At 68.7% G+C, this 14,663-nt stretch carries 14 protein-coding genes and 1 tRNA gene; 7 read left to right on the forward strand and 8 right to left on the reverse strand.

Features of this window, described 5'->3' with window-relative positions; genetic code table 11:
• Positions 1–791, forward strand: a 791-nt coding sequence (locus IEY93_RS30340) for an RICIN domain-containing protein (protein ID WP_189166586.1), incomplete at its 5' end; no start/stop codon positions are given.
• Between the two features lie 235 nt (positions 792–1,026).
• A complete protein-coding gene (locus tag IEY93_RS30345) occupies positions 1,027–1,518 on the forward strand; it encodes a DUF4232 domain-containing protein (protein ID WP_189166587.1) in 492 nt (163 codons plus the stop codon).
• Positions 1,519–1,566: 48 nt separating this feature from the next.
• Here the strand turns inward: IEY93_RS30345 and IEY93_RS30350 are convergent, their stop codons facing one another.
• Entirely contained in the window at positions 1,567–2,796 is a 1,230-nt protein-coding gene (locus tag IEY93_RS30350) for a cytochrome P450 family protein (protein ID WP_189166588.1), read from the reverse strand.
• A 533-nt stretch (positions 2,797–3,329) separates the two neighbouring features.
• Between IEY93_RS30350 and xynC the strand changes: the two genes are divergently transcribed.
• Positions 3,330–5,039 (forward strand): glucuronoarabinoxylan endo-1,4-beta-xylanase XynC, encoded by a 1,710-nt coding sequence (xynC, locus tag IEY93_RS30355; RefSeq protein ID WP_189166589.1) that lies wholly within the window; start codon positions 3,330–3,332, stop codon positions 5,037–5,039.
• Positions 5,040–5,305: 266 nt separating this feature from the next.
• On the opposite strand, the gene IEY93_RS30360 is transcribed toward xynC, so the two are convergent.
• Both IEY93_RS30360 and IEY93_RS30365 read right to left on the reverse strand, forming a co-directional pair.
• Entirely contained in the window at positions 5,306–6,502 is a 1,197-nt protein-coding gene (locus IEY93_RS30360; RefSeq protein ID WP_189166590.1) for an NAD(P)/FAD-dependent oxidoreductase, read from the reverse strand.
• Positions 6,503–6,584: 82 nt separating this feature from the next.
• Complete coding sequence (locus IEY93_RS30365; RefSeq protein WP_189166591.1) at positions 6,585–7,532, reverse strand: RNA polymerase sigma-70 factor; 948 nt, start codon at positions 7,530–7,532, stop codon at positions 6,585–6,587.
• A gap of 609 nt (positions 7,533–8,141) precedes the next feature.
• On the opposite strand from IEY93_RS30365, the gene IEY93_RS30370 reads away from it, so the two are divergent.
• Both IEY93_RS30370 and IEY93_RS30375 read left to right on the forward strand, forming a co-directional pair.
• Positions 8,142–8,318 (forward strand): hypothetical protein, encoded by a 177-nt coding sequence (locus IEY93_RS30370; protein WP_189166592.1) that lies wholly within the window; start codon positions 8,142–8,144, stop codon positions 8,316–8,318.
• Between the two features lie 238 nt (positions 8,319–8,556).
• Positions 8,557–9,459: a helix-turn-helix domain-containing protein gene (locus tag IEY93_RS30375; protein ID WP_189166593.1), complete on the forward strand. Its 903-nt coding sequence runs from the start codon at positions 8,557–8,559 to the stop codon at positions 9,457–9,459.
• Positions 9,460–9,914: 455 nt separating this feature from the next.
• Here IEY93_RS30375 and IEY93_RS30380 read toward each other — a convergent pair whose 3' ends face one another.
• Entirely contained in the window at positions 9,915–11,168 is a 1,254-nt protein-coding gene (locus IEY93_RS30380; RefSeq protein WP_189166594.1) for an MFS transporter, read from the reverse strand.
• Positions 11,169–11,252: 84 nt separating this feature from the next.
• Here IEY93_RS30380 and IEY93_RS30385 point away from each other — a divergent pair, with 84 nt between their 5' ends.
• Complete coding sequence (locus IEY93_RS30385) at positions 11,253–11,891, forward strand: FadR/GntR family transcriptional regulator (RefSeq protein WP_275411999.1); 639 nt, start codon at positions 11,253–11,255, stop codon at positions 11,889–11,891.
• A gap of 435 nt (positions 11,892–12,326) precedes the next feature.
• On the opposite strand, the gene IEY93_RS30390 is transcribed toward IEY93_RS30385, so the two are convergent.
• The 4 genes from IEY93_RS30390 to IEY93_RS30400 all read right to left on the reverse strand — a co-directional run bounded on the left by IEY93_RS30390 (position 12,327) and on the right by IEY93_RS30400 (position 13,963).
• Positions 12,327–12,402 (reverse strand) — tRNA-Ala (locus tag IEY93_RS30390).
• Between the two features lie 15 nt (positions 12,403–12,417).
• Positions 12,418–13,143 carry an HAD-IA family hydrolase gene (locus tag IEY93_RS30395; protein ID WP_229691602.1) on the reverse strand — a complete coding sequence of 242 codons (726 nt, stop codon included), beginning with the start codon at positions 13,141–13,143 and terminating at the stop codon, positions 12,418–12,420.
• Between the two features lie 59 nt (positions 13,144–13,202).
• On the reverse strand, positions 13,203–13,322 hold the full coding sequence (locus IEY93_RS38735) for a DLW-39 family protein (protein WP_211264163.1): 120 nt from the start codon (positions 13,320–13,322) through the stop codon (positions 13,203–13,205).
• A gap of 248 nt (positions 13,323–13,570) precedes the next feature.
• Entirely contained in the window at positions 13,571–13,963 is a 393-nt protein-coding gene (locus IEY93_RS30400; protein ID WP_189166596.1) for a DUF3224 domain-containing protein, read from the reverse strand.
• A 498-nt stretch (positions 13,964–14,461) separates the two neighbouring features.
• On the opposite strand from IEY93_RS30400, the gene IEY93_RS38740 reads away from it, so the two are divergent.
• Positions 14,462–14,663 (forward strand): acetylxylan esterase (locus IEY93_RS38740; protein WP_229691603.1); only part of this gene is annotated, 202 nt, incomplete at its 3' end.

A 14,663-nucleotide genomic window follows, 5' to 3' on the forward strand; every position in this document is an offset into this window, starting at 1 on the left:
TCGCCGTCCAGTCCGGCGGCGTCCTCAGCGGCTGCAGCGGCGGCACCCAGCCCATCGCCTACATGGGCATCCACGGCCTCCGCGACGGCGTCCTGAACATCTCCGGCGGACGCTCCATGCGCGACCGCTTCGTCGCCAACAACGGCTGCACCGCCCAGAACCCCCCCGAACCCACCCAGGGCAGCCTGACCCACCGCGTCACCACCTACTCCGGATGCCGCTCCGGCTACCCCGTCGTCTGGGCCGCCTTCGACGAAGGCCACATCGCCGCACCCCGCGACGGCGCCACCGGCGACAGCGGCTCCCTCACCTGGGTCCCCGGCGAAGTCTGGAAGTTCTTCACCCAGTTCGGCTCGACCAACCCGAACCCCTCGCCCTCGCCCTCGCCGTCCCCGACCGCCGGCACGGGGAACACGATCCGGGGCGTGGCGTCGGGCCGGTGCCTGGACGTCACCGGTATGTCCCAGACCAACGGCGCCGCGGCGCAGATCTGGGACTGCAACGGCCAGACCAACCAGAGGTGGACGCTGACCAGCGCGAGTGAACTGCGGGTCTACGGCAACAAGTGCCTGGACGTCAACGCGGCCGGCACCGCCGACGGCACCGCGGTGATCATCTGGGACTGCAACGGGCAGAACAACCAGAAGTGGCGCTTCAACTCCGACGGCACCATCACCGCGGTCGGCGCGAACAAGTGCCTGGACGTCAGCAACGCGGGCACCGCCAACGGCACCAAGGTGCAGATCTACTCCTGCTGGGGCGGATCCAACCAGAAGTGGACCCGCGTCTGAGCCGGTTCTGACCACCGCAGGCTCCCAGGGAGTCGCGGAGCCCCTCGCCGAGGCCGTCCGACGGCCGGCGAGGGGCTCCGTCCATGACGTTCGAACCGTTCCGCGCGGGCAGACCGGGGGTCACCTTCCCGGACTCGACACCGTCTCGTGCACGACAGCACGCGACATCGGACGACCGCGACAAACATCCCAAATCGGTTCGAACAACTTGCTGCTGGCGAGCATCCAATGTGATGTGAAAATTCGGACAACCCTTGTCTCGGCCGTCGCCCTGCTCGCCGCGGTCGCCGGAGCCGGCGCCCCGGCCCAGGCGTCCTCGGACGCCGCCGCTTCCCCACGCTGTCGCACCACCCAGCTCAAGGCGAGCATCGGACGCGTCGACCCCGGAGCCGGTCAGCGCAACGCGCCACTGGTGTTCACCAACACCTCGGCCAAGACGTGCTGGGTCTACGGCTTCGTCGGCCTGGTCATGATCGACGGCAACGGCGACGTCCTGCGCACCAGGACCCGCAGGGAGAAGATCACCCCGCACCGCGTGACCCTGCGCCCGGGACACCAGGCACGGGCACGCCTGCACTGGACCGTGGTGCCGGCGGCCGGGGAGAAGACCTGCCCGGCCGCGGCCCGTCTCATGATCATCCCACCGGACGAGGTCGCCCACCTGGAGATCCCCTTCACGGCGAACGTCTGCGACAACGGCCGCATCGACGTCACGCCGATGAAGTGACCGGGAGCCGAGGAGCCCGCAGCCTTTCTCCCCGGCTCCCCGGCAGCGTTACCCGACGGCGCGCAGGTACACGGGAAGCTCCTGGTGGCCGTTGCTGATGAGGGTGGGAATCGGCCGCAGCGCGTCGGCCGGTACCGCGAGTGACATGGCGGGGAACCGCTCGAAGAGCTGACTCAGGGCCTCCGCGACCTCAAGCCGGGCCAGGGGAGCGCCGAGGCAGAAGTGCACGCCGTACCCGAACGCCAGATGATCCTTGACCCGGCGGGTGACGTCGAAGGTGTCGGCGTCCGGCCCGTGCCACTCCGGATGGCGGTTGGCGGCCGCGTACGCGGCGAGAATGGGCTCTCCCGCGCGGATGATCCGCCCGTCGGGCAGCCGGACGTCGGTGATGGCGAAGCGCAGCGGCAGATACTTGACGGCGGGCTCATGGCGGAGGGTCTCCTCCACCACGTCATCCCAGGTGGCCTCGCCACCGCGGACGAGCCGCAGCTGGCCGGGAGAGGTCAGCATCGCGACGATGGCCTGGTCGATGACGTTGACGGTCGTCTCGTACCCGGCATTGATCATCAGACCGAGCGTGTCGCGCAGCTCCTGATCGGTGAAGCCGGCGCCGTCCGACTCCTCGTCGCGTGCCGAGATGAGGAAGGAGGTCATGTCGTCGCCCGGGGCGCCGCGCTTGATGTCGATCAGTTCGTCGATGCGCTCGTACAGGCGGGCGGTGTTGGCCTGGGCCTGCTCGGGCGTGAGCGTACTGTCGAAGACCCGGTCGACGATCTCCCGGAACCCCTCCCTCTGGTCCTGCGGCACGCCCATCAGGTGGCCGATCACGGCGATGGGCAGCGGGAAGGCCAGCCGCTCGCGCAGGTCCACCACCTGGCCGTCGGGAACCCGGGCGAGGTCGTCGATCAACTCGGTGACCATCGACCGGATGGTCGGCCTCAGCGCGGCGATGCGGCGTGCGCCGAAGGCGGGAGCGACCAGCCGGCGTAATCTGCGGTGGTCGGCGCCGTACGCGGTGAACATGCTCTCCACCGCGATCCACAGCGCGAGCGGCCACGTGCCGGCCGTCTGCTGGAAGTCCGGATAGTGCGCCCGGCCGTCCTTGGAGATATCAGGGCTGGTGAGCAGCGTCTTGAGCAGGGCCGGGTCGCTGACCGCCCAGGCCCGCAGGCCGAGGATGTCCACCTGGGTGGCCGCGCCACGAGCCCGTAGCGCCTGATATTCCCCGTGCCGGTCGACACCGGACGGGTCGATGACGAACGGAAGCTCCTGGGACATGCGTCTTCTCCTTCGGGTCGTAACAGCGAAACGGAGTCGAACGAAGTTCACGGGCCCGCGAATCCGCTCCGGCACGCCATGCCGGTCATATCCGGAATGGCGCGCTCTGCCATAGGCCGCGCCCGCTTTCGCGGCCGCGTCGGTGGTGCGTCGGGCATCCTTCCCGGAAAGCCGGGACGCGACTCCGGTGCGGTGCGCATATTCGGAGCTGAAAATTTCACGGTCCGGCGAGGCATTCGCACAGTTCACCGGCCTGCGCGCCCGCCTCGCGCTTGCGCCCCGCCGAGGGGCGGAACCACACTCCGCTGGAGCGTCACACTCCTCGGCGCGGCCATGTGAGCGGTCCGCATCCCGTCGCGCTCGCATGAGGGCCTCGCGCGAGGTGATGTTAACGCTCACAAATCAGCGGTCGAACGGTGAAAAATTTTCCGACGACACGACCGGCGTCCATCCCAGGAGCGATATCGCAGACCGGGAGCGACCAGCCGGCGGGCCGGAAAAGGCGCGGAGCAGCACCAACGGCAGGAGGAGCCATGACGCACGATCAGAACGAGCCCGCGAGCGGCGAGCGGAGAGTGCTGAGCCGGAGAAACGTCCTGACGACGATCGGAGCCGTGCCGGTCATCACGGCCGCGACCTCGGTTCTCGGCGCATCGAGCGCCGCGGCCGCGACGGCGGTCATCGACCCCTCGGCGCAGCGGCAGACGATCAAGGGTTTCGGCGGCATGGCCCACGCCCTCTGGATCGGCGACCTGACGGCCGCCCAGCGGGAGACGGCGTTCGGCACCGGCGAGGGCCGGCTCGGCTTCTCCATCCTGCGGATCCCGGTCAACGAGAACCAGTCGGACTGGAGCCGCGACCTCGCGACGGCGAAGCGCGCGGCCGAGCTGGGGGTGACCGTCTTCGCCTCCCCGTGGAATCCCCCCGCGAGCATGATCGAGACCTTCACCCGCGGCAGCCAGACCAACGCCAAGCGCCTCAGGGCCAGCTCGTACGCCGCCTACGCCCAGCACCTGAACGACTTCACCACCTACATGCGGAACAACGGGGTGAACCTGTACGCCATATCAGTACAGAACGAGCCCGATTACGCGCATGACTGGACGTGGTGGACCAGCGCCGAGATCGTGCGCTTCCTGCGGGAGAACGCCGGCTCGATCAGCACCAGGGTCATGGCGCCCGAGTCCTTCCAGTACGTGAAGTCCATGTCGGACCCGATCCTCAACGACGCCACGGCGCTCGCCAACGTGGACATCATCGGCGCACACCTGTACGGCACGCCGTACTCGAACTTCCCCTACCCCCTGTTCAAGCAGAAGGGCGCGGGCAAAGAGCTCTGGATGACCGAGGTCTACTACCCCAACAGCAGCGATTCGGGGGACCTCTGGCCCCAGGCGCTCGACGTGGGGGAGCACATCCACCGCTCCATGGTCGAGGCCGAGTTCCAGACCTACGTCTGGTGGACCATCCGGCGAAGCTACGGCCCCATGCGGGAGGACGGCCAGGTCAGCAAGCGCGGCGCCATGATGGCGCACTACTCCAGGTTCGTCCGCCCCGGATACGTGCGGATCGACGCCACGGCGAACCCCGCCTCGAACGTCTACGTCTCGGCGTACCGCAGTGGCTCCACGGTCGTCATCGTCGCCATCAACAAGAACACCTCCGCGGTGAGCCAGCAGTTCAGCGTGGCGAACAGCAACGCGGCCAGTGTCTCCTCCTGGCTGACCGACGCGAGCCGGACCGTCGCGCCTCAGGGAAGCACCAGCATGTCGAACGGCTCCCTCACCGTCACGCTCCCCGCCCGGAGCATCATGACCTTCGTCACCAGCACGAGCGGCCCCTCGCCCAGCCCGACGCCCACCGTGACCCCCACCCCGACGCCCACTCCCTCTCCTTCGCCCAGCCCTTCGCCCAGCGGCGGGACGGGGTCGAGCCGGGTCGCCTACACGATGAGCACCTGGAACAACGGATTCACCGCGAGCATCAGCATCACCAACACCGGCAGCTCGGCGATCAACGGCTGGACGCTGGCCTTCACACTGCCCTCCGGGCAGACCATCACCTCGGGCTGGAACGCCACCTACTCGCCCTCCAGCGGCCAGGTGAGCGCCCGCAACCTCGACTACAACGGCACGCTCGCCCCCGGCGCCACCATCGACATCGGCTTCCAGGCGAACCACACCGGCAACACCGCCGAACCGACCGCCTTCACCCTCAACGGCGTCCCCAGCACGGTGGTCTGACCGGCAGGTGAACCGCCCCGGAGCCGACCGGCGACGGATCGAGCAGGAGGGCCGGGACGCCGGCCCTCCTCGCTGCGGGCCCACCTCCGGCGGTTCGCCGGGCCGCCGTCCTGCGCCTTTGGAGAAGGCGCGGGCGGCTCGGTGTCGCCATCCGTCCGATCGTGCAGAACCATGCGCAGAGCGACATGGTGACGTTCGTCGGCTGTGTCGCCCGCCCGGCAGGCCGAGGCCGGTCCGGTACACAAGGGCATGGTCCACTCAGGTCTCTACGCCGGTGCCCTGACCGCCGAGCCCTCCGCGGCGTGCTCGCGCGTGACGCGGCGGCGCCGGGCCGGCAGCTTGAGCATCGGGTTGGCGACGCCCCAGGCGGCGCCCTTGCAGACCAGCTCCTTGTACACGGCGGCGAGCCGTCCGGTCAGCACCGCCTGGACGGCGCGGTCGTCGGCGGTCACGTACTGGATCAAACCCTCCTTACGGCCCAGCGAGATGCACTGGTTGAAGTAGCGGATCGGCGTGTTCGGGACCCTGCCACCGGTCAGGCGAGCCGCGATCGCGTCGGCGGCCTGCCACGCGGCCGGAACCCCCGAAGCACACGACATCCGCAGCGGCTTGTCCCCGGGACCCATCGCCATGGCCGCGTCCCCGATGGCGTACACGTCCGGGTGCGACACCGAGCGCATGGTCCCGTCGACCACGATCTGACCGGAGTCGGTGACCCGCAGAGCGGTCGCCTTCGCGATCGGGTGGACCGCGAATCCCGCGGTCCACACGGTGACCGCGGCCGCAATGGCCTCGCCACCTGCGGTGACGACGCGGTCGGCCTCGACGCCGGTGACCACGGCGTGCTCGTGCACCGTGATGCCGAGCCCGCCGAAGACCTTCCACAGGTGCGCACGGCCCTTGCGTGAGAGCCAGTCACCGAGGCCGCCACGGGCGACGAGGGCGACGCCGAGGTCCGGACGAGCCTCGGCGATCTCGGTGGCGGCCTCCACGCCGGTGAGCCCGCCGCCGACGACGACCACGGTCCGCCCGGCGTCGAGGCCGGCCAGGCGCTCGCGCAGCCGGAGCGCTCCGGCTCGGCCGGTGATCTCGTAGGCGTGCTCGGCCGCTCCGGGAACGCCCTGGACGTCCCAGCCGCTGCCGAGAGCGTAGACGAGAGTGTCATAGGCGACCTCTCCGGCGCCGTTCGCGTCGGTGACCGCCACGGTCCTGCGATCGACGTCGACCCCGGTGACCTGCGCGAACCTCAGTTCGACACCGGTGCCCGCGAACATCTCCGTGAACGGCCGGGGCTTGAGGTCCTGGCCGACCGCGAGCTGGTGGTTGCGAACCCGTTCCACGAAGTCCGGCTCGGCGTTGACCAGGGTGATGGCGACATCCTCGCGGTGAAGCCGCTTGGCGAGACGACCGGCGGCGATGGCCCCGGTGTATCCGGCTCCGAGAACGACGATGCGATGCTGCATCTCCTTGCTCCTGTCTTGAGCGGATTTGCCTCTTGAACCGGGCAGCCCGCCGTTTCCTGACAGGAACGCGATGTGAAGCACCTCACACAAAGGCGTTGAACAGCGGCTCCCCGTGCTCGGTGCCGGCCCACAGCGCGGTCGCGCGTTCCAGCTTGTCGGGGTTGACCTGATTGCGGAACGCGGCGATGCCCTCGGCCGTGACCTCCAGGCACATGATCCCGATGACCCGGCCGTCCAGGACGACCACAACGGCCGGCTCGCCGTTGGCGGTCCAGGCGTAGACCTCGGGCGTGCCGCCCACCAGGACGCGCTTGGCCTTCCCAGGTCTGAACAGGCCCCACAGGAACTTCGCCACCGCCACGGCGCCCTCGAACGCCTTGGCACGCGCCGGGACCTTCCCCCCGCCGTCGCCGATCGCGATCGCGTCCGCGGTGAGCAGCCGCACGAGCGGCTCCGTCCGGCCGCTGGTGGCGGCCGCCAGGAACTCCTCGACGATCCGCCGCGCGGCCGCCTCGTCGACCTCGCTGCGCACCCTGCCGTCCGCGACGTGCTTCTTCGCGCGGTGGAAGATCTGCTGGCTGGCGGCCTCGGTGATGTCGAGGATCTGGGCGATCTCCCGGTGCGGGTAGTCGAAGGCCTCCCGCAGCACGTACACCGCCCGCTCATTGGGCGACAGGCGCTCCATGAGGGTCAGGACCGCGTACGAGACCGACTCGCGCTGCTCGGCGGTCTCGGCCGGACCGAGCATCGGGTCTCCGGCGAGCAGCGGCTCGGGGAGCCACGCGCCCACATACGTCTCACGACGCGCCCGCGCGGAGGCGAGCTGGTTGAGGCACAGGTTGGTGAGAACCTTCGTCAGCCAGGCCTCCGGGACCTCGACACGGTCGGCATCGGCCCCCTGCCAGCGCAGGAACGTCTCCTGGACGGCGTCCTCGGCCTCCCCCGCGGAGCCGAGAAGCCGGTACGCGATGGCCTCCAGGCGCCCCCGGAAGGCTTCGAACCGCTCGACGTCCCCAGCACTCAACGGCATGCCCCGACCCTAACCCTCGTCCTGGTCAAGCGGCGGACAAGGCCAGACCGGTGACCGAGTGCTCCTCCGGCCGCCGAAGCCACCTCAACGCCCCTGCCCTGACAGGCGACTTCCGTCCAAGAGGCCGACTGGAGACATCCTGGACCCAACTCGGCGGGCTCGGCCACGATGAGGGACATGACGGAGAACCGGCCGGCGCAGCCGCAGAAGGCACGAGGAGGAACGGGCTTACGCCTGAACTGGGCGGCGGTGGGCGCTCTGGCGGGTGTGGCCGCCGCCGTGGTCACGCTGGTCGCCTACCTGGCTCCGCCGCCCCCGCCTCCGCCTCCGCCGACTCCGTCGGCGGTGGTCACCACCCCACCTCCGCGGTCACCGTCACCAGCCCCGGACACCACCCAGCCCGAACCGCCGACCCCGACTCCGTCACCGAAGTCCAAGCCACCAGCGCCAACTCCCACAGCAGCGGACCGGGTTCCCTCCCCGCTGCTGTCACCGGGTCGGCCCGCCGGCTGCGACGAGACGACGACGGCGCTTACCGCGTACGGGCGAAACGCCGGGACCACCCGCAGCAGCCAGGCAGCCGCAGCGCAACAGACGTACCGCGACCTGATGGGCGCGGGCCTCGACGCGCAAGGGGTGGTGCGGGCGACGATCAGTCGGCTGGCCGCCGAATTCCAGGAACTGAACTTCCGCCTGACCGGTATGACCGGCGGCGACCCCAACGAGGTGATCGCGGACATCAACACCGACGCCGCCGAACTCAGGAGGCTGTGCGAATCCGCCTGACCTGAGAACACGTCACAACCGGACTTCGCGCAGTGCCACCGACGGCTTCCGGCGGGGTGATGTGGACGAGCATCGTCATCGCATGACCTCCCCCTCCGTCCCGAAACCGCCCTACCCAATATGCGGCATGCCGGTGCCCGCCAGAAAGCGATTCATCGGCGGCCGCAGTTGGCGGTCCATGACCGAAGACGACCTCCGGCTTGAGCCTCGAGCGGCTCGAAGGTGCAGGCTCGTTCTCGTGAGTGACGGAACAGAGCTCTACACCGTAGGCCAGATCGCCCGGCGTACCGGGCTCTCGGTGCACACGATCCGCTTCTGGTCCGACAGCGGCCTGATAGTGCCGACCGGCCGTTCGGCCGGCGGGTACCGCCTGTACGACGCCGCCGCCATCGCGCGATTCGACCTGGTACGAGCCTTGCGCGAACTCGGTATCGGGCTGGAAGACGTCCAGAAGATCCTGGCGCGACAGACCACGGTGGCCCAGGTGGCCGAGGTACACGCCCAAGCACTGGACGCGGAGATCAGAGCTCTGAAAATTCGCCGCGCCGTACTCCGCACGATCGCCGAGCGCGGCGGCACGACCGAGGAGACGATGATGACGCACAAACTCGCCCACCTGTCGGCCACCCAGCGGCAGCAGATCATCGACAAGTTCATCGAGAACACATTTTCGGGGATCCCGCTGGATGACGACGCGCAGGTTATCGCGAAGTGGATGCGAGAGCTGCCCGATGAACTGCCGGACGATCCGACGCCACGCCAGATCGACGCCTGGATCGAATTGGCCGACCTGGTCAACAGCCAAAATTTCCGGCAACGGCTCCGGCGGATCGCCCTGAGCAGTGCCTCATCAGTCGCATCAAGCTACGGCTATGAGCTCCGGTCACTGACTCTGCAGCACGCCGGCCGAGCCATAACCGAATCGATCCCACCGAACTCCACCGAAGGTCGCGCAGTCCTGAATCTCATCATCCCGCCCGACAAGCGGGGCGACGAACTGCAGCAGTGGCTCGAGACCATCGCCGATCCCCAAGTCGAGCGCTACTGGCACTTGATGGCCGTGCTCAACGGGCGTGAGCCCGCTCCGTCCGCCATGCCCGCCTTCACCTGGCTGATCGCCGCCATGCACGCCCACGCCTGAACCGCCCGCCCGCATCGCCGTAGCCACAGCTCGACGTCCTAGCGCAGTCGCGATTCGCCGCGACCGCGCCCCTGGTCTGCCCGGTTCGGTGCGGCTGGCGCTGTGTACGGTGGGCGGCCGGCGTTCCCGTGCCGGAGGCCACCGCGCTGTCACATACCCGCCGAAGTGTCGGAGTCTGCCCCCGGTGCGGCCGTGCACATCCACCGCAGATATCCGGCCGACGGTATCCCGCGCCGCACGCTGTCGCGGTCGTTGAGAAACCGCGCATGCAGGATCCGCCCACGGGCCAGCGCGGCATCGGCCTCCACCGCGTCCGCCCCCGTCGAGACCGTCCGCACTGGTCAGCACGCTGGCGTCGCCGCGTGAGTCCGGCCGGTCCGGGCCGCACAGAACACGCCCTGCCCGTCGCCGGCATAGGGACGGCGACGAGCACGCGTCGTGGGCTGGCCTGGCGGTCAGGGGCGCCGCTGGTCAGCGTCGCGCTTCGTCGGCCGTGGCGCAGAGTCCTCCACGAAGCGAGGACGGCAAGCGAACCAACCGGCGATCACTCCTGGGATGGCGGTCACAGCGAGCACCAGAATCGGGATCGACCATGATCCGGTCGCTTCACGCAGAACGCCCAACCCGATCGGGCCGAAGCACGCCAGCCCGTAGCCGATGCCTTGGACGAAGCCCGACACGGCAGAGGCCGTCTGCGGGCTCTTGGTTCGGCGGTTGATGAGGGTCATGCAGAGCGGGAAGGTGCTCACCCCGATTCCCAGCGCGCACATCCACACCAGCGTGCCGTCGAGCGGGGACAAAAGCAGGCCCAGATACCCCGCTACCAGGAAGATCGCGCACCCGACGACCACGATGAACGGGTTCGTCATGCGCGTGGCCAGGTGCGGAACCACCAAGGCCGCGAGCATGCCCCATGCCGAGTAGAGCGCGACCATGGAGCCGCCCAGTGCCGCGCTGCCTCCTGCGTCGGTGAGCACTGCCGGGACCCAGGTGATGATCCCGTAGTTGGACAGCGACAGCATCGCGAAGAGGATCACCAGGCCCCAGACGGTTGATGATCGACTGATCCTCGGTCTCGCATCGGTCGCCGTCACGGCCGCGGGCGCGTGGTGATCGGCGGACAGCTTGACTGCCAGGACGAGCCAGACCACGCCGGCCACAGCAGCCGGTCCCGCCCAGATACCTACCGAAAGCCGCCACGTCGCCGCTTCCGCTACCGGGACCGCGAGGAGCGGGGCGATGAACTGACCCGTCTGCAGGAGGATCAGATAAAGCGAGGTCCCCAGGGCCAGTCGATCGGCGAACCAGACCTTCACCAGCGGAACGATGACGACGTTCGCGGCTCCGATTCCGGCCAGGGCCAGCACGGTCGAAAGCACCAGCAGCAAGGGCGTTGGAGACAAGGCGCGCATCAGGAGCGACAGAGCCGTCAGGCCCAGCGCCACAGTGGCCGTGCGCTCGAGCCCGAACTTCCTCGTCACCGCTGGGGCGAGAAACCCGAAGATGCCGAAGGACGCCGCCGGCACAGTGCCGAGCAGGCCGGACAGCGTCACCCCGAAGCCGAGATCGGAGCCGATGATCTCCAGGAGTGGGGTGAACCCGGTCACGGCCGTTCGCAGGTTGACCGCTGTCAAGGCGATGGCGAGCCACGCCCACAAGATCAGGCGCCCACGGTGCAAGGGAACGAGCGGTGGGGAGAGCGATGTCACGTTATACTCCCGTGCAAGGTCAGCAGATGATGGGATTATGGGATGAGTTCCGAAGAGTCTGGCACGCGACAGCCGATGCGTCGAGTGGGACTCATCGACCAGGCCGCCGAGCACTTCCGCGAGGAGGTGGTCTCTGGACGCTGGCCGGTCGGTGAGCGGATACCGAGCGAGGCCGCACTGGTGTCAGAGTTCGGGATCGGCCGGAACACGGTGCGCGAGGCGCTGCAGTCGCTGGTGCACGCAGGCCTACTGCGCCGTGAGCAGGGCCGCGGTACCTTCGTCATCTCCAGCTCTGAGCTGACAGGCACTCTCGAACGTCAGCTCGCCGGTGGCACCCGTCGCCACTACCTGGAACTGCGCCTTGCCCTTGACAGCGCTGCAGCGTCACTGGCCGCATTGAACCGCTCAGACGCCGACGTCGAGCTGCTGCGCGAGCTGCGCGACCGTCGAGAAACGAGCTGGTCGACCGACGATCTCGACCTGCGAGCGAGCGCGGACCTCGCCCTGCACCACGCGATCGTGGCAGCGACCCACAACCCTCTCTACGTCAAGCTGTACTCCAGCATGCTCGACATCTTCGCTGCCCACATGCGCGACGAGAAGAGCGAGGACGACGACGCGGCACACCGCCACCACCACGAACTGGTCGAGGCGATCGCGGACGGGGACGCCGACCGTGCTGCCACGAAGGTGGTTTCCATCTTCAAACCCTTCATGCGCTGAACCGCGCAATTGCCTCCCCACTCGGGCGAATCGGCGCTGCACACGCCCAGCGGAAAGGACCGCTCGTGGCCGGACTTCTGGCCCGGCCTGCAGGGCTGGAAGCAGTAGATCACGGTGGCGAGGATGGACCACGGATGGACCCGGCATTCGTCGACTAGGCCGTGCCAGGCCCCAACTCGGCCTGCCCACGCAGGAGTTGGACGGCGAGCGCGCGAGCAGTCTTCGCATCGTGGGCACCCAGTTCGAGAGATGCGCCCAGACCTGGGCTTTCTCTCAATGGATCCAGGGGATTCGAACTCCTGCTTCCTGCTCGAAACGACCGGGTGGCGGCAGAGCGCAAGAGGGACGACGGTGACGGATGGCCTAGGGTCTGGTCCCCCCGTGGGGTAATGCCACGAACGCCGCTTTCCCTGGTGCGGGAAGCGGCGTTTTGGCTGGTGGAGCCTAGGAGATTCGAACTCCTGACATCCTGCTTGCAAAGCAGGCGCTCTGCCAACTGAGCTAAGGCCCCTTGTCGGAGGACAGCTTACCGGGAGGAGGTGGCTGCTGGGGTCTTGGCGGCGTCGCTGTTGAGGACGAGGCCGGGGAAGTCGGCGATGGAGTCGAGGATGACGTTGGCGCCGCCGTGCAGGAGGCGTTCGCGGCTGTGGACGCCGGTCAGGACTCCGGCCACGATGGAGGCGCCCGCGCGGCTGCCGCAGAGCATGTCGCTTTCGGTGTCACCCACGACGGCGACCTGGCGGACGTCGTCGATGCGCAGGCGCAGCACGGCGGTGAGGACCATGTCGGGCCAGGGGCGGCCGCGGCCGGTGTCCTCGGGGCAGAGCGCCAGGTCGATCTGGTCCATCCAGCCGGCGACGCTGAGCACGCGGCTGAGGGTGGCGCGGCTGAAGCCGGTGATGACGCAGATCTTCACGTCGGCGGCGCGGAGCTTCTCCAGGGCCTCGACCGTGCCGGGGACGGGGAAGAGGCCAGCCCGCTCGATGGCGTCCTCGTAGGCGCGTTCGAACGTGAGGTTGGCCGCCTGGGCCTGTGCCTCGTTGCCGGGGAAGATGCCGCGGAACACCTCGATCTTCGGGCAGCCCCGGGACCGGTGCACGTGCACCATGGCCCGCGCGTACGCACCGGTTCCGGGGACGATGCCCTGCGTCGCGATCGCGTCGGCGAACGCCCGCTCCACCATGGCGATGTCACCGATCGTGGTGCCGGCCAGATCGAGGCAGGCGAGTTTGATGGACGAGGCGTCGGTCATGCCGGCGCCCCTGCCTGGATCCAGAACCATTCGCGCACCCGCTCGGCTGCCCGGGGTGGTCAGTTCTCGCTGCCGGTGGCCTCAGTCCACAGGTCGAGCTCGGCGCGGTCGGCCTGGACCTTGCGCCAGACGAGCAGCCCCCCGAGGGCGACGAGCGCGAGAACGAGCAGCTTCTTCACGGTGTGACCCCACTTCTCAACGGCCCCATCATCCGAGGATGAGACAACGCCGGGTTCCTAACAGATGCTTGCAGCCTAGCAAGGGATCGGCTTCCTCCCTTGGTCGCCGACGAAGCGGTTGTCCACAATCTTCCGATACGGGACCCACTTTCCGGCATCTGTTACGAGCATCGGCCCTCCAGGTAAGACCTGCCCAAGGGCTGATCAGGGCTTACTCCGGACATGGTCACAGGGCGCGGCGGCCGTGGTCAGGGCAGGTCGTAGTCGAGGGTGTAGGTGTGGGTGCCGTTCTCGGCGGTGATCCGGCCACCGCCGCGGACCTCGAGCAGCTCGCCGGTGCCGGAGTCCGGGACGATGGTCCAGCTCAGCGTCTGCTCGCCGCGCGACCCGGTGGCGCTGTGCTGCAGGACCAACGTGCCCTTGCGTCCGTGCAGGGACCCGGTGAAGCGTTCGAGGCCGACGTAGGCCGCTGAGCCCTCGACCTGCGTCATCGCGGTGAGGATGTCGGTGGTGCTGGTGCCCTCCAGGTCGCCGTGAAAGGTCTTGGTGACGTGGACACGGGAGAGCGTCGCGCCCTCGCGCTCGTCGTAGGTCTCGGGCTCCCAGCCGGTGATGTCGAAGGTGCCGTTCGCGCTTGGCACAGTGGCCTCCTTGAGGAGTGGTGTGCTCCCACTGTGCCGGGCATGGCTGACATCAAGTGTCAGGTATACCGGGCCCGCCGCCTGTCACGTTGCCCCAGCCTTCGCCTCTGTCACGTTCGCCCGGCTCCACCTCGTCGGTGTTGACCCGGCTCCGCCTCGGACTCGTTCACCTCGCCCGCTGTCTGTCACATCGCCCGGCTCCGCTTCCACCACATCCGCCCGGCTCCGCCTCGAACTCGTTCACCCGCCTCCACGTCCGTCACGTTGCCCGCGCTCTACCTCGGCACGTCGTCCCGGCCCGCTTTCATCGCCTTGACCCGGCTCCACCTCGGCACGTCCACTCGCTCTGTCTCCAACAAAACGCCCGAAAATGCATATCTGGGGACATCGACCGGGGAGGCGGCCCGGACTAGCATGCGATCGCGGCGCGTCCAGTCCTCCGGGCGCGCATCGAGCTGTGCGTGCTCGATCGGCGACCTCATCACTCGGGAGAGCTAGATGGCCCTGTTCGACTTCCCACTGCCGGAACTGCGGGAGTACCGCCCGGAACGTGACGAGCCGGCGGACTTCGACGCCTTCTGGAAGAAGACCCTGGACGAGGCCGCCGGTCACGATCTCGCAGCCGACTTCGCCGACTACGACGCCCCGCTGACCGGCGTGCGGGTCCACGACGTCACCTTCGCGGGCTGGGGCGGCGACC

This window comes from Sphaerisporangium melleum (assembly GCF_014646695.1).
Lineage (GTDB): Bacteria > Actinomycetota > Actinomycetes > Streptosporangiales > Streptosporangiaceae > Sphaerisporangium > Sphaerisporangium melleum.

Excerpts from the sequence above, each read along its gene's own strand:
- IEY93_RS30350 (WP_189166588.1), bottom strand. The coding sequence starts at position 2,796 with ATGTCCCAGGAGCTTCCGTTCGTCATCGACCCGTCCGGTGTCGACCGG.
- xynC (WP_189166589.1), top strand. The coding sequence starts at position 3,330 with ATGACGCACGATCAGAACGAGCCCGCGAGCGGCGAGCGGAGAGTGCTG.
- IEY93_RS30360 (WP_189166590.1), bottom strand. The coding sequence starts at position 6,502 with ATGCAGCATCGCATCGTCGTTCTCGGAGCCGGATACACCGGGGCCATC.
- IEY93_RS30365 (WP_189166591.1), bottom strand. The coding sequence starts at position 7,532 with ATGCCGTTGAGTGCTGGGGACGTCGAGCGGTTCGAAGCCTTCCGGGGG.
- IEY93_RS30370 (WP_189166592.1), top strand. The coding sequence starts at position 8,142 with ATGGGCGCGGGCCTCGACGCGCAAGGGGTGGTGCGGGCGACGATCAGT.
- IEY93_RS30395 (WP_229691602.1), bottom strand. The coding sequence starts at position 13,143 with ATGACCGACGCCTCGTCCATCAAACTCGCCTGCCTCGATCTGGCCGGC.